General features: G+C 66.1%; 11 protein-coding genes. 3 read left to right on the top strand and 8 right to left on the bottom strand.

What is annotated here, in order from left to right; translation table 11 throughout:
• From cydB to Q2K57_RS05345, 6 genes are all read right to left on the bottom strand, one after another.
• A complete protein-coding gene (gene cydB, locus Q2K57_RS05320; RefSeq protein WP_112053826.1) occupies positions 1-1,134 on the bottom strand; it encodes a cytochrome d ubiquinol oxidase subunit II in 1,134 nt (377 codons plus the stop codon).
• Between the two features lie 3 nt (positions 1,135-1,137).
• Positions 1,138-2,718, bottom strand: coding sequence for a cytochrome ubiquinol oxidase subunit I (locus tag Q2K57_RS05325; RefSeq protein ID WP_112053827.1), 1,581 nt, complete (start codon positions 2,716-2,718; stop codon positions 1,138-1,140).
• Between the two features lie 132 nt (positions 2,719-2,850).
• Complete coding sequence (gene cydC / locus Q2K57_RS05330) at positions 2,851-4,644, bottom strand: thiol reductant ABC exporter subunit CydC (RefSeq protein WP_304526263.1); 1,794 nt, start codon at positions 4,642-4,644, stop codon at positions 2,851-2,853.
• Positions 4,641-6,440 (bottom strand): thiol reductant ABC exporter subunit CydD, encoded by a 1,800-nt coding sequence (gene cydD, locus Q2K57_RS05335; protein WP_304526264.1) that lies wholly within the window; start codon positions 6,438-6,440, stop codon positions 4,641-4,643. Before cydD ends, cydC begins: the two co-directional genes overlap by 4 nt.
• 282 nt (positions 6,441-6,722) lie before the next feature.
• On the bottom strand, positions 6,723-8,627 hold the full coding sequence (locus tag Q2K57_RS05340) for a PhoX family phosphatase (protein WP_304526265.1): 1,905 nt from the start codon (positions 8,625-8,627) through the stop codon (positions 6,723-6,725).
• A gap of 224 nt (positions 8,628-8,851) precedes the next feature.
• Positions 8,852-9,769, bottom strand: coding sequence for a LysR substrate-binding domain-containing protein (locus tag Q2K57_RS05345; RefSeq protein ID WP_304526266.1), 918 nt, complete (start codon positions 9,767-9,769; stop codon positions 8,852-8,854).
• Positions 9,770-9,862: 93 nt separating this feature from the next.
• On the opposite strand from Q2K57_RS05345, the gene Q2K57_RS05350 reads away from it, so the two are divergent.
• Complete coding sequence (locus Q2K57_RS05350; protein WP_304526267.1) at positions 9,863-11,020, top strand: TauD/TfdA family dioxygenase; 1,158 nt, start codon at positions 9,863-9,865, stop codon at positions 11,018-11,020.
• Positions 11,017-11,604 carry an HD domain-containing protein gene (locus Q2K57_RS05355; RefSeq protein WP_304526268.1) on the top strand — a complete coding sequence of 196 codons (588 nt, stop codon included), beginning with the start codon at positions 11,017-11,019 and terminating at the stop codon, positions 11,602-11,604. Before Q2K57_RS05350 ends, Q2K57_RS05355 begins: the two co-directional genes overlap by 4 nt.
• 112 nt (positions 11,605-11,716) lie before the next feature.
• On the opposite strand, the gene Q2K57_RS05360 is transcribed toward Q2K57_RS05355, so the two are convergent.
• Positions 11,717-13,282: a DHA2 family efflux MFS transporter permease subunit gene (locus Q2K57_RS05360; protein WP_304526269.1), complete on the bottom strand. Its 1,566-nt coding sequence runs from the start codon at positions 13,280-13,282 to the stop codon at positions 11,717-11,719.
• Complete coding sequence (locus tag Q2K57_RS05365; protein ID WP_304526270.1) at positions 13,279-14,400, bottom strand: HlyD family secretion protein; 1,122 nt, start codon at positions 14,398-14,400, stop codon at positions 13,279-13,281. Before Q2K57_RS05365 ends, Q2K57_RS05360 begins: the two co-directional genes overlap by 4 nt.
• 197 nt (positions 14,401-14,597) lie before the next feature.
• On the opposite strand from Q2K57_RS05365, the gene Q2K57_RS05370 reads away from it, so the two are divergent.
• The gene (locus Q2K57_RS05370) at positions 14,598-15,266 is read left to right on the top strand and encodes a TetR/AcrR family transcriptional regulator (protein WP_304526271.1); all 669 of its coding nucleotides are present in this window, start codon (positions 14,598-14,600) and stop codon (positions 15,264-15,266) included.
• The last annotated feature ends 72 nt before the right edge of the window (positions 15,267-15,338 follow it).

Below are 15,338 nucleotides of genomic sequence, written 5' to 3' on the forward strand. Positions count from 1 at the left end.
TCAGTAGGCGTGTTCGTCGTGGGCGATCGATTCCGGCGTCACCTTGCCGCGCATCACCCAGAAGGCCCAGCTGGTGTAGATGACGATGATCGGGATGAAGACCACGGTGAAGGCCAGCATCCAGCCCAACGTACCCAGGCTCGAGGAGGCGTCCCACACGGTCAGGCTGTGGCTGGGCTCGCTGGACGACGGCATCAGGAACGGGAACATCGCCGCGCCCAGCGTGACCAGGGTGGCAGCCCAGGCCAGCGCGCCCAGCCACCAGGCCAGATGCGACAGGCCGGCACGCGCCGAGGCGATGCCGCCCAGCACGGCCAGGTAGACCGCCGCCGGGACCAGCCACAGTGCCGGATGCGCCATGTAGTTGGCGAGCCAGGCACCGGATGCGGTTTCCACCGTCTTGTTGAGCGGCAATGCCGGGCCGGCGGGATCGCCACCCGCGGTGATCTCGTAGCCGTGCATCATCGACACCCAGATGCCACAGATAGTGAACACCGCCAGAGCCGTCAGACCGGCGACCGTGACCAGTCGGCAGGCGCGCTCGCGAATCACCCCGGTGCCTCGGTTCATCACCATCGCCCCGCCCTGGTAGAGCGCCAGCGCCAGCGACATCACCCCGCACAGCACGGCGAAGGGGTTGAACAGGGTGATGAAGCTACCGGTGTAGTAGGAGATCATGTTCCAGGAGAAGTGGAACGGTACGCCTTCGAGCATGTTGCCCATCGCCGCGCCGAAGACGATCATCGGTACCGCGCCTGAGACGAACAGCATCCAGTCCCAGGCACCGCGCCAGCGATCGCTGGGCAGCTTGCTGCGGTACTCGAAGCCCAGCGGACGCACGATCATCGACCACAGCAGCACCAGCATGACCACGTAGAGCCCCGAGAAGGCGGTGGCATAGATGGTCGGCCAGGCGGCGAACACCGCGCCGCCGCCGAGGACGAACCACACCTGATTGCCGTCCCAGTGCGGGGCGATCATGTTGATCACCGCGCGGCGCTCGCCGTCGGTGCGTCCCAGGTAGCGCAGCGCAGCGCCGACGCCCATGTCCATGCCGACCATCACCGCCAGGCCGATCAACAGCACGCCCAGCAGCACCCACCAGGTCACTTTGAGTAGTATGTACGGATCCATGGCTTAGGCCTCGCTCCACTGGGATGAATGACGTTGGGTCGGTTCGGCAGGCGACTCGAGATTGTCTTCGCTCGGCCCCAGGCGAATGAATTTCACCATCAGGAACATCTCGATAACGATGAACAGGGTGTAGAGCAGGACGAAGCCGACCAGCGAGAAGATCATGTAACCGACGCTGTGGGTGGAGGCGGACAACCAGGTCGGCAGTTGACCGTAGACCGTCCACGGCTGGCGCCCCAGTTCGGCGACTATCCAGCCGGCCTCGTTGGCGATGAACGGCACCGGAATCATCCACGGCGCCAGGCGCAGGAACCAGTTATTGCGATGCAGGGTGCCGCGCAGCGAGTAGATGACCGCGAGGATCAGGAAGGCCATCATCAAGAAGGCCGTCACTACCATGACGCGGAACGACCAGAACACCGGCGCCACTGGCGGGATGGTATCCGCCGCCGCCTGAGCGATCTGCGCATCGGTAGCCTGCGAGACATCCTCGGCGTAGCGCTGAACCAGCAGCGCGTAGCCCAGGTTGTCCTGATGGGCGTCGAAGGTCGCGCGCGCATCGGCATCATCCGGGTTTTCGCGCAGGGTCTTCAGCGCGGTCAGCGCCGGGATACCGTCGCGGATCTTCGCCTCGGCATCGGCTTCCAGGTCGCTTACGCCGGGAATCGACTCGTCGAAGGTGTGGGTGACCAGCGGGGTGAGCAGGTAGGGCACCTGCAGCTCGAAGTCGTTGCGCCGCTCCTCCTGGTTGGGCCAGGCGATCAGATTGAAGCCGGCCGGCGCCTCGGCGGTCTCCCACAGCCCTTCCATGGCAGCCAGCTTGGTGGGCTGGGCGTTGCCGTTGATGAAGCCCAGGGCGTCGCCCAGCGAGATCACGCCGACGGTAGCGAACACGCCGAACAGCGCGGCGACCCGGAACGAGCGCTTGGCCAGCTCGATATGGCGGCGGCGCAGCAGGTAGAAGGCGCTGATGCCCACCACGAAGATCGCTGCGGTCACGTAGCCGGCGATGCTGGTATGGACGAACTTGGCCTGCGCCTCGGGGCTGAAGATCAGGTCAGGCAGGCTGGTCAGCTCCATGCGCATGGTGTCGGGATTGAACACCGAGCCGGTGGGATTCTGCATGTAGCCGTTGGCGACCAGGATCCACAGCGCCGAGAGGTTGGATCCCAGCGCCACCATGTAGGTCACCAGCAGGTGCTTGCCGCGCGACAGCTTGCCCCAGCCGAACAGCATCAGGCCGACGAAGGTCGACTCGAGGAAGAACGCCATCAGGCCCTCGATGGCCAGCGGTGCACCGAAGATGTCGCCGACGAAATGCGAGTAGGTCGACCAGTTGGTGCCGAACTCGAACTCCATGGTCAGCCCTGTGGCCACGCCCAGGGCGAAGTTGATCGCGAACAGCTTCGACCAGAAGTGAGTCATCTGGCGATAGATATCGCGCCCGGTGATGACGTAGATGGTCTCCATCGTCGCCAGCAGGACCGACAGGCCCAGCGTGAGTGGCACGAAGAGATAATGGTACAACGCCGTCGCCGCGAACTGAGTCCGCGACAACTCGATGACGGTGTCTAGTTCTTGCATGGCGGAAGTGCTCTCTATGATCCCTGCGGAGGAACCGGCGCCCGATGCGAGACACAAGCGAGACCGGAGAAAGATACCTAATCAGGGTAACCCAATGCCTGGGCGGGCTTTTTGACCTGCATCAAGGGCCGTTCAGGGGTAGACGCCGGCAGGCCGCGGCGCGGCGTCGCAGGCGCTGTCATAGTCACCGGCGCCACCCGACAGCCCACCACCGGCGAGACGCCGGTAATCGGCGCAGTCGTGCGCCAGCATGGCATGACCGCCCTCGGCCAACAGGCGACCGCGCTCGAGCATCAGCACGCGGTCGACCTCGCGCACCCAGGCCATGTGGTGGCTGATCAGCAGCAGTGTGCGCCCCGCGAGATAGCGGTCGAGATTGCGCCATAGGCGGGCCGCGGTGGCGTTGTCCAGCCCCTCGCAGGGCTCGTCGAGGATCACCAGTGGCGCGTCGCGCAGCAGCGCCCGGGCGATGCCCAGGCGGCGGATCTGGCCACCGGAAAGCTTGAGCCCTTCCTCGCCCACCAGGGTGTCGTAACCCGCGGGCAGTGCCAGGATCTCGTCGTGCAGGCAGGCCAGCCGCGCGGCCTCGATCATCGCCGCCTCGTCGGCCTCGGGATCGCCGATCAGCAGGTTGTCGCGCACCGAGGCGTGGAACAGATAGATCTTCTGTGGCACGTAGGCGATGCGTGCGCGCAGGTCCTCGCTGCGATAGTCGCCGATCGGCCGGCCGTCCCAGTGGAGCGTGCCGCGCTCGGCCTCGACCAGCCGCAGCAGCAACTGGGCGACGGTACTCTTGCCGGCGCCGCTGGGCCCGACCAGGGCGACCCGCTCGCCCGGCGCGATGGTCAGATCGAGGCCATCGAGCGCCGCGGCGCCCTCCGGCGCATGGCGCACGCCGACGCCCACGAAGCGCAGCGCGTCGCCGGCCGGCGCGCCGGCCGGTGTTTCGGGTTCGGCCACCCCCGGACGCAGCGCCTCGAAGGCGCGTAGCCGGCGCGTCGCAGCGCGCATCTGGCCCAGTGCCTGCCAGGCCCCGGGCAACTGGGCCACGGCCTCGAAGCAACCCATCGCCAGCAGCACCACCGGGGCGAAGTCCACCGCGTCAAGCCCCGACGACTGCAGCCGCGGCACCATCAACCAGGCGGTGGCCAGCACCGCCAGATGGGTGAAGACCAGCACCCCGGCCTGAGACAGCCCCGAGAGCCGCGACAGGCGCGCCTGACAGGCGATCCAGCGCCGGCCCAGAGTATCCACCCGGCGCCGGCGTTCATCGAGCCCACCGAACACCGTCAGCTCGCCGAGTCCTTCGACGGCATCGACCACCTCGGCCTTGAGCGCCGCGCCGACCTCGACCGCCTCGGCCCCGGGACGACGCCCGAGCCGCTCGACCAGTGCCGGCAGTAACGCCCCAGCCGCCAGCAGCAGCGCCAGATCGACCAGCGCCACCGCCGGGCTGTAGACGGCGAGCACGGCCACCGCCCCAGCCACGCAGACCAGCGCCACCACCGCGGGAGTCAGCAACCGCAGGTAGACGCTATCCAGGGTGTCGATGTCGGCACGGATGCGCGCCAGCAGGTCGCCGCTGCGCAGGCCCTGCAACTGCAGCGGCGAGAGCGGCTCCACCTGGCGGTAGAACCACACCCGCAGGCCGGTGAGCAGGCGCAGCGTAGCGTCGTGGCTGACCAGACGCTCAAGATAGCGCCCGGCGGTGCGGGTGATCGCCAGGCCGCGGATCAGCGCCGCCGGGGTGAAGTAGTTGAAGTCAGCCGCGGCGAGCCCCGCCGCCGCCATGCTGGCCAGAAACCAGCCCGATACGGCGAGCAGCGCCATGTTGGCGGAGACGGTCACCACGCTGAGCAGGATGCCCAGCGCGAAGTAGCCGAGATAGGGGCGGGCCAGAGTCAGCCACCAGCGCAGATCGCTCATGACAGCGCCTCCCCGGCAGCGCCTGAAACCAGCCGGGCATAGAGCCCGCCGGCCGCGAGCAGTTCATCGTGGCTCCCTTGCTCGCGAACGCGTCCGGCCTCGAGTACCACGATGCGATCGGCGTGGCGCACGGTCTCCAGCCGGTGGGCGATGACGACCAGGCTGCGGCCCTCGCCCAACGCCTTGAGGGCCGTGACTAGCGCACGCTCGTTGTCGGCATCGAGATGGGCGCTGATCTCGTCGGCGACCACGAAGCCGGCGTCGCGCACCAACGCCCGGGCGATCGCCAGACGCTGCGCCTCGCCGCCGGAGAGGCGAACACCGCGCTCGCCGAGCGGGGTGTCGAGTTCCTGCGGCAGGGTCGCAACGAAGTCCCTTGCCTGTGCCTGCTCGAGCGCACGCCACAGCGCGGCGTCGTCGACGTCTCGCCCCAGGCAGAGGTTGTCGCGCACCGTGCCGAAGAACAGCCGCGGCTGCTGCGGCACCCAGGCCAGCGACTCACGCCAGGCGGCGATGTCGATCTCGTCGAGGACCACGCCATCGACCGTCACCGCGCCGCGGTCGGGGCGCAGCAGGCCCAGCAGCATCAGCGCCAGGGTGCTCTTGCCGGCGCCCGAAGGGCCGACGATCGCCACCGTTTCGCCGGGGGCAATGCCCAGCGAGACGTCATCGAGCGCCGGCTTGCGCGGCGCATGCGTCTCGCCGGCGGAGGAGTCGTCGTCGCCGAAGACCTCATCGGCGGGATACGCATAGCCGAGCCCGGTCAGCTCAACGCGCGGCACCTGCCCCGCGCCGAGGCCGTCGCGCCGCGTTCCGGTCCACTCGAGGGTCGGCGCGTCGAGCAGTTCGACGATGCGCTCGGCGGCCCCGAGCGCTTCCATGCGCGCGTGATAGACCCCGCCCATGTTGCGCAGCGGCAGGTAGAACTCCGGCGCCAGCAGCAGCACCAGAAAGCCCGACTCGAAGTCCAGCTCGCCCCACAGCAGCCGAAAACCGATCAGCACCGCGACCATGGCGATGCTCACCGTGGCCAGGAACTCCAGGACCAGCGACGAGACGAAGGCCAGGCGCAGCACCTTGAGCGTACTGGTGCGGTACTCGTCGGAGAGCCGTTCGATCAGTCGCGCCTCGCGCCGCCCCAGGTTGAAGACCTTGAGCGTGGTCAGCCCCTGCAGGGCGTCGAGGAAGTGCCCGGAAAGCTGGCCCATGCGCCGCCACTGGCGCTGGTTGAGCTTCTCCGCGCCCTTGCCGATGAAGATCATGAATACCGGAATCAGCGGCGCGGTAACCATCAGGATCAGCGCCGAGACCCAATCGATGGGCAGGATCACCGCCAGGATCGCCAGCGGGATCAGCGCGGCCAGCGCGGTCTGCGGCAGATAGCGGGCATAATAGGCCTCGAGGTGCTCGACGCCGTCGGTGACGGTGTTGACCACGTCACCGGTCTGCGCGCCGCGCTGCCAGACCAGCCCCAGCGCCTGCAACTGGCGCATCAGGCGCTCGCGCACCGCGAGCTTGACGGTGCTCGCCGCAGTGAAGGCGAAGTGTTCAACGGCGTAGGTCAGCCCGGCGCGCAGCAGCAGGATCGCCAGCATGGCGGCGAACGCCGGCCACAGCGTGGCGAGCGGCGTCTGTTGGAAGATCGCGCCATCGGCGACATGGGCGAGCAGCGTCGCCTGGACGATGAGTAGCACGCCGCTGGCGAGTCCCAGGCCGATGGCCCAGGCGACGGGCGTGCGCACGCGGCGGCTCTCCTGCTTGAGCCAGCCGAGGGGTTTGGTCGTTGTGGTTTGCATCGCGAAGCCGGAGTCAGGGAGTCAGTCTCGTTATGGGACGCGACATGCCATCGGGCGCACCGCAGTCCGTTTCGAGCCCAGTCTACGCGTTGCGCTTTGTAACCCCTTGACCTGAATCAACATGGCTCGCGATGCATCGCCTCGAGGGCATCGCTCAGACTCCGCTGCGCGCCGAGGTGATCGCCTGATGATTCAGGCGGGCTCACAGTCGCGCTGTCAGATGGGAAGACACCCTCGGCCGAAGCCGGCCGAGGGTGTAGGAGTAACGCGGGACAGGAGTGATCAGCCGAGCTTGGGCATGCCGGTGATGTAGCCCACCGCGGCACCATAGCGGTCCTTGAAATTGGCGCGCACATAGGGGTCCAGGGTCTCGCGGACCTTGTCGTGCAAGGGGCTGTCCCAGTCTCCCGGATGCTGGAAGTTGCTCATGATGTAGGTCCAGCCATTGATCGCATCGACGGCCTGCAGCCCGGTGGACTCGGCGCCGGCCGGACAGGACAGCAGACGCGTCAGGTCGCCGCTGTCGACGTTGTAGGCCCACAGGAAGTTGTTGACGTGATTGCCGCTGTCTTCGCCGATGAACAGCGTGCGCAGCGCCTCGGAATACTTGATGTTGTCGGGGTTGGCAATGCGTTCGGCATGCGCCGTGTTGCCCAGCGCGTCGGGCTCGGCCAGGTCCTCACCGATGAGGTTGGGCGGCACCGCCATGTGCACCGACATCCACTCGCTGTCGATGGGCTGACCATCGCTGTCCTTCTGGCCGCCGCGCAGGGTGTGCTCGTAGACCGCACCGGCGGTCGGGCCTTCGACGTGGATCTCGTTGCTGCCGTCGGTCATCGTCTTATAGACGTAGGACATGGCCGAATAGGCCTTCTTGTCGGCGGCATTGACGGTGGTGCCCTCCATCTTGGTAAAGCCCATCGAGGCTCCCATCAGCGCCGCGTAGCGATGGGTCTCGAGGAAGGCGGCGGCCTTTTCCATGCCCGGCTTGAGCTTGACCCAGTTGAGCTTGCCGCTGAAGGGAATGCGGGTGAAGCCATCGTCCTGGGGATCCTCGGTGCGGATGTCCATGATGTCCGCCGCCTGGATGCCGTCGTCGATCATTGTCTTGATCTCGGCACTGCTGGCATGTCCCAGGCGAATCCAGCTGATATCGCCTGCGCCGGGCCCTTCGCCCGAGACCTGGGTCCACTTGCCCACGTACAGGGTACCGGACGACAGATCCCGCGGCTGGTCGGCGACGAACATGAACAGGCCACCGTTGGTGGCGTCGTCGCCCATCAGCACGGTGCGCTCGTCCGGCATCACCTCGATCAGCTCATGAGAGATGCGGCCCAGGTTGTAGTGTTTGGCAAGGGTGCCGCTGCCGTCGGGGTTCACCGTCACTTCCGGCAGGTGGCCATAGTGATAGGGGTTGCCGCGACTCTCGTCGCCGAACAGGTGCTTGCAGAAGCTCCTGAAGGTGTCGTCGGGCGCCGAGGCATCCGGCTCGTATTCTTCGCTCGACAGGTGCGTGCCCCAGGGCGACAGACTGGCACCGCAGGTGATCCACAGGCCGTTGACCGGCGAGGTATCGACGTTGTGGTACTTGACCAGCGTCAGCTCGCCGGTTTCCGGGTTTTGATCAAGCGTCAGCACCGCGATCGGCGAGGGCAGTTGACCGTACATCCCTTCTTCCGCGCCGTTGCGGGTGGTGTACTCGAACTGCACGACGGCAAACACCGGGTTGCCGTACACGCCATCGACCCGGGCGTTCTCGACCGTCAGCAGGCTGGTGCCGTCCGGGCAGTCGGAGAAGAACTGGCGATTGTCGGCCGACGGATCCAGGATCGGCTGGTTATCGATATCGTAATAGCCGCCGGCGACCACGGTGCCGCCCTGGCCGTCGGGCACGCGATCACCGGTGATGAAGAAGGGATGATAGGCCAGCTTGACCTGGCGACTGGTGCCGTCGCTCATCTTCAGCTGCATGGCCGAACCAATGGTGGTGGTCGCCATGGCTGCCGGATTGCTCAACGAAGGCGCCGCCATGGGCAGGAACTTGACGGACGTCACTGTCGCCTGGCTATCGGCGAAGGCTGAAGTGCTGGCGCCTAGGCTGGCAAGGCCCCCGGCGAGGGGCAGCAGGGGCGCTCCCGCCATGAAGCCGAGGAGACGGCGGCGATTTCTGTCGACAGACTGAGTCATTGGAACGTCCTTGGTCATCAAGAGGATCGAGATCATCACGGGTAGAGGTCATGTCGAACGGCGACGCCTTCGCCTCTCGGCGAGCACCGACGCCGTTGACCGGCACTAAGAATAGTCTCTCGATTTGATGACATATCGCTGACAGTTCCATGTCCGCCGGGTGTAACCGTCGTGACAGGATCAAGGTCAAGGGAGGGCATTCGCCGCCGGGGTACGCCCGCAGCTTAGGCGGGCGCGCGGCCGATTTCCGCCGTGACCCAGCGCATGATTTCGCCGATCAGGGCACTGTGGGCATAGCGGGTGCGCAGAATATAACCGTGGCTTTCGCGCCGGATCGGCGGCGCCAGCGGTATCAGACTACCGTCCTTGAGCGCATCTTGGACCAGCAGGTCCCAGCCAAGCGCGATCCCCTTGCCGGCCTGGGCCGCGTTAAGCAGCAACGGATAGTTGTTGTACTTGAAGACGGCCCCCCGCTCTTCATAGGGCACCTCATAAGTCACCCCAGCCAGGGCGCTCCACTCGCGCCAGTCGATCCAGCGCGAATTGCGCTCGTCCATGTGCAGCAGCGGCAGCGCCGACCAGCGCGCCGGGGTGTCGCCCTCGAGCAGGCCGTGCAAAGCGGCGAAGGCGGGGCTGCAGACCGGAAACACCTCTTCCGGAGTGAAGATATCGTCCTGCTCGCTATCGCGGTCGCAATGAATGGCGATATCGGCGCGGTGGTCCTGATCGTCCTGATCGACGGCCAGCACCTCGATATCCACCTGCGGAAAGGCCGCTTCGAGCCTCGAGAGCCTGGGCAGCAGCCAGAGATGCGCGAAGCCGAAGTTGGCGGCGATCAGCACCCGTTGGCGGGTCGAGCGCGCCCGGGCTCTGAGCGAGTGAACGGCGCTGTCGATGCGGTTGAGCGCAGGGGCGATATCGTCATAGAAGCGCAGCGCCTCGCGGGTCGGCGCGAGGCGGCCGCCACTTCGCTCGAAGAGCACCAGCCCCACCTGGCTCTCCAGCCCGCGAATGCGCTGGGAGATCGCCGGCTGGGTGGCGCCGAGCACCTTGGCGGCGGCGGTCAGCGAGCCCAGGCGAAGGGTGGTTTCAAAGGCGATGAGTGCCTTGAGGCTAGGCAATGACTCGTCAATTTCGGCCATAAGGCAACTCTATGGGATGCATAAGATGGGCGCGCCTTCCCGGCATTTGCGCGATGCGTAAAATGCCGGCCCACACGTTCCGTCAGAGCCGAGATGATGTCAGAACCCGCTTTTCACGTCCAAGAATCCCCCGCCAAGGTCTTCGCCACGGACGCCGCCGGCACCCGCACCGAGCTGCCGGCCCTGTGGCTTCGCGAACGCTGCCAGGAACCGGAGAGCCTGGACGTCGCCACCCAGCAGCGCCTGTTCAACCCGCACCACCTGGATGAGGACCTGACGCTGGTAGAAGCCGAGCTTATGGACGACCAGGAGGTACGCCTGAGCTTCAGCGACGGCCACAGCGGGCGCTATGATCTGCGGCATTTCGCCGATGACTTCGATGATGACGACGGCCTGCCTGCCCCGCGGCTCTGGGACAGCAGCATCGACTTCGCAAGCATCACCCGCGACTGGGAGAAGATCGACGATCACGACTACTTCCGCGAGGCCCTCGAGACCTACCTGCGCCATGGGGTGATCATTCTCAAGAATGTGCCGACCGACGGCGGCCACCTGGTCGATGTCGGCGAAACCTTTGGCCACGTGCGTTCCACCAACTTCGGCAAGTACTTCGAGGTCTGCTCGCGCCCCGAGTCCAACGATCTGGCCTATCGCAGCGTGCCCCTGGCGCCGCACACCGACAACCCCTATCGCGAGCCGGTCCCCGGCATCCAGCTACTGCACTGCCTGACCAACGAGACGACCGGTGGCCTGTCGACGCTAGTCGACAGCCTGGCCGTCGCCGAGCAGTTGCGCGCCGAGGACCCGGAAGGCTACCGGCTGCTGTCCACTATCCCGGTGCGCTTTCGCTTCATCGACGATGGCGTCGAGCTGATCGAGCGCCGGCCGATGATTCACCTCGATGCCATGGGCAAGATGGACGGCGTGCACTACAGCCCGCGTCTGGACTACCTGCCGCTGATGGACGAGGAGAGCACCAAGGCCTTTCATCGTGCCCGGCGCCGCCTCGGCGAGCTGTTCGCCCACGCGGACTATGAGATCCAGTTTGCGCTGGGCGATGGCGAGCTGATGATGTTCGACAACAACCGGGTGCTGCACGGCCGCACCGCCTACGATCAGAACGAAGGCTTTCGCCACCTGCAGGGCTGCTACATCGACCGGGACGGCCCCACCGGCCATTTCCGGGCGATCGTCAAGCAGGAGCGCGCCTTTCAAGCCACCGTTTCAACCGAGAGCGCGACTGCCGCATGAATACCGTAACGTTCACCCAGATGAAGGATGGCACCAAGGACGAGTACATGATGCTCGGCGAGCTCGAGGAGCGCTTCGTCGAGGGCCTGCCGGAGCGCATTCTCGAAGCGCTTCGGGCGCTGGAGAATACCCTCTCCGGCTACCGGGTCTCGCGGCTCGATCATGTGCTGCAGTCCGCCACCCGGGCCGAGGAAGACGGCGAAGACGAGGAAATGATCGTGGCGGCGCTGATCCACGACATCGGTGACGACCTGGCGCCCCACAATCATTCGCAGTATGCCGCGTCCATCATCCGCCCCTATGTGCGGGCCGAGGTTACCTGGATCATCGAGCACCACGGACTGTTCCAGAACTACTACTACATTCACCACTTCGGCGGTGATCCGCTGGAGCGCGACCGCTACCAGGGCCACCCCTGGTATCAGCGCTGCGTCGACTTCTGCGAGCGCTGGGACCAGGCCTCCTTCGACCCGGACTACCCCACCCGGTCGCTCGAGCACTTCGCGCCCATGGTCCGGCGTATCTTCAGCCGCCCGGCTTTCGATCCGGCCTATGTCGGCGACGAAAGCGCCCGCCACCTGTGAGGCGCTGATAGCGCGTCCTGGCGCTTGATACCGGCAGGTCATAAAAACGACGCGGCCCCTGTTTGTGCAGGGGCCGCGTTTGCATGCGAGGCTCATCTGACGCGTCGGCGAGTCAGGCCGATAGCCGCCGCAGCAGAAACACCAGCGGCACGCTCAACAGATAGATCAGCCCCATCCAGGTGAAGATGTCGTTGAAGGCCAGCACCTGCGCCTGCTGCGAGACCCGCTGCACTAGCATGCCAACGGCGGCGTGGTAGGCATCGGGCACCGAGCCTGCGAGCATTGCCTCATACTTGGCGATTTCCGCCACCACCACCTCACGGCCGGTATCGATGGCCGGGGCCAACTGGTTCCAGTGAAAGTCCTCGCGGATGTCACGCACCGTATCGAGCAGCGCCAGCCCCATGGCGCCACCCAGGTTGCGCATCACGTTGAAGAGCCCGCTGGCGTTACCCACTTCGCTGGGCGGCAGGGTGCCCAGCGCGATGCGCGAGGCCGGGATGATGCACATGATCAGTCCCATGCCGCGCACGATCTGCGGCACGCAGAACTGCCAGAACCCCGACTCCACGGTGAGATTGGCGTTCATCATGGTGCCCACGCCGACCAGCAGTAGCCCAAAGAACAGCAGCACCCGCAGGTCGAGACGGTTGGAAGCCTGGCCCACTATCGGCGCGCACAGGAACATCGTCAGCCCGGTGACGAACATCACCTGGCCGATCTGCAGGCTCGAATAGCCGCGCACATAGCCGAAGAACAGCGGCATGATGTAGACAAGCCCGTAGAGCGCAATGCCGATGATGAAGCCCATCCCGGCGCCGATCGCGAAGTTGCGATTGGCGAAGGCGCGCAGATCAACGATCGGATGGTCGCTTCGCAGGGTGCGAGTGAAGAACCACACCCCGGCCGCCAGACAGGTCAGGCTAAAGAGGATAATACGGTCGCTGTCGAACCAGTCATCGCCCGGACCCTCTTCGAGCACGAACTCCAGCGAGCCCAGAAACACCGCAATCAGCACCAGGCCGATCAGGTCGAGATGGCGCGCCACCGCATGGTTGGGCTTGTCGATATCGAGATAGGTCCAGGCGGCCCAGCACACCAGCACGCCGGGGATCACGTTGGCCAGGAACAGCCAGTGCCAGCTCATCGCCTCGGTGATATAGCCGCCTACCGTGGGGCCGATAGAGGGCGCCATGGTCACCACCATGCCGATCACCGCCTGCACGCTGCCCATCACCCGCCGGGGAAAGATCGAGAAACTCACCGCCTGGGTGATCGGGATCATCGCCCCGCCCATGAAGCCCTGGATGGCGCGCAGCACGATGAGCTGTTCGATCGAGGTGGCCAGCGCACAGCCAAAGCTTGCCAGGGTGAAACCGGCACAGGACAGGGTGAAGGCTACCCGGGTCGAGAGGATGCGCATCAGCATGCCCGACAGCGGAATCATCACGATTTCAGCGATCAGGTAGGAAGTCTGTACCCAGGAGATCTCATCTTCGCTGGCCGAGAGCCCCGACTGGATCTCGTTGAGCGAGCTGGCGACGATCTGGATGTCCAGGATCGCCATGAACATGCCGAACACCGCGGCGATGAAGCCAACGCGCTGCCGCCAGGGCGGCATGTCGCTGACCGGCGCCGCCAAGGCTGAGACGGCCGGACTGGCGGACCGCTCGCTCACGAGTCGGCCTGATCGTCGGAGAGAGAGTCTGCTGCCTGGGCCACGCCTTTAGCGGGACCACCAGCGTCAGGGGAGCCTTTGTCGGGGGTCAGGTCACGGGTGTCCACTTCAGGCACCGCCGACAGCCCGGCGCGCAGCTGGCCAAGCGACTCAACGGGGCCGGTAATGCGGATATTGACCGGCACCCGCTGCACGATCTTGTTGAAGTTGCCGGTGGCGTTGTCCTGGGGCAGCAGGCTGAACTCGGTGCCGGTAGCCGGTGACAGGCTATCGACCACGCCATCAAAGGTAGTGTCCGGGTAGGCATCCAGATGCACCTCGACCGGCTGGCCAACGCGTATCCGCTCGAGCTGGGTTTCCTTGAAGTTGGCCGCCACATAGGCCGACTCGATGGGCACCAGCTGCAAAAGCGTCAGCGACGGCTGGGCCAGGGTACCGGCCTCGACCCGCAGGTTGCCGACGACGCCGTCGCGAGGTGCGACGATGCGGGTCTTGTCGAGCTGATGGCGGGCATAGTCGAGATCGGCGTTGGCGGCGTCGAGGTTGGCCTCGGCGCGGGTCACGTCGCTCTCGGCTACCGCCAGCTGACGCTTGGCCGAGACCACCGCCGCACGGCTCTTGGACAGGTTGGCCTCGGCGACCCGCAGCGCCGCCTGGTCGTCTTCGCGCTGCTGGCGTGAGCCGTAGTTGTTGGCGGCAAGCGATGACGAGCGCTCGAGGTGCTGGCGGGCCTGATCGCGATAGGTCTCGGCGTCCAGGCGCACCAGCAAGTCGCCCTGCTTGACCGTCTGGTTGTCGTCCACCGCTACCTCGGCGACCCGCGCCGACAGCTCGGCCCGCACGGCCACGCTGTCGGTGCGCACATAGGCATTGTCGGTCTCTGCGATGAAACGCCCGGTCTGCCACCAGCCCACGCCCCACCAGCCAAGCGCCGCCAAGGCGATGAGCACCGCCAGCGCGACCAGCATCTTGCCGCTCGATTTCCCGCTGGGCCGGGTATCTGGGCGCGCGACCGAATCGTCGCTCTGGTGCGCGACCGAGCCCTCGCTCTGGTGCGCGACCGAACCCTCGCGCTGGTGCTCGTCCGGGGTTTCGCCCTGCTTGCCATCCGATGTCATGGCCACTCCTCAATGCATGTCGCCCCGACGGACGTCTCTGAAAAGTCGGCTCCTCGGGAGGGAAGCCCTATAGTGTAATGAATGCTACACTACATGACCACCATGGAAGAGCCCGCGAAATGGGCGCATTCCGCAAGGACCGACCTCACAGCCGTGGCCACCCCAGGTGCCACTGACATGCCGCGACAGGAATGTGAATGACCCGCTCAGCCTCTCCCGATCCCCACGATATCGCTGACAAGACCGACGCCTCCCTCACCCCGCGCGGGGTAGCGAGACGCGAACGGCTGCTGGATGCCGCCCGGGATGTCTTTCTCGAGCAGGGCTATGCCGGCGCCAGCGTCAACGAGGTGGTGGCCCGCGCCGGCGGCTCACTGGCCACGCTGTACAAGCAGTTCGGCAACAAGGAAGGACTGTTCACGGCGGCCATGGAGCGCCATATCGCCACCGCCTGGGCGGTGCTGGAAGAAGGGCGACGGGATCGCCAGGCTCCCGAGCAAGTGCTGTACGAACTGGGCCGCCGCATGCTGGCGCTGGTGTTCGATCCGGGCGTGATCCGCCTGGTACGCGGCCTGGCCTTCGAGGCCGAGCGGGCGCCCGAGCTTGGCGAGCTGTTCCTCACCCGCGGCCCCGACCAGACCCGTCAGGCACTTGCCACCTATCTCGGAGACCAGGTCGACAGCGGCCGCCTCGATCTGGATGACCCGCGCGAAGCGGCCGGCATGTTCATGGGCATGCTGCTCGGTGAATGGCACATCGACGCCCTGCTCGGCCGCGACCTGCGCCTCGATGAGGCACAGCGCGACGCCCGGGCCATGCGCTGTGTGGCGATCTTTCTCTCGGGGGTCACCCGTCCGTCGGCCTAGGGCTTTCTCCCGGTCCTTATCCAGGACTCAGCCGGAGGCTGCCAAGGCCTGCAGCGCCTGATGATCGAGGCA

Origin of the sequence: Halomonas sp. I5-271120 (assembly GCF_030553075.1) — a bacterium.
GTDB classification, from domain to species: domain Bacteria; phylum Pseudomonadota; class Gammaproteobacteria; order Pseudomonadales; family Halomonadaceae; genus Onishia; species Onishia taeanensis_A.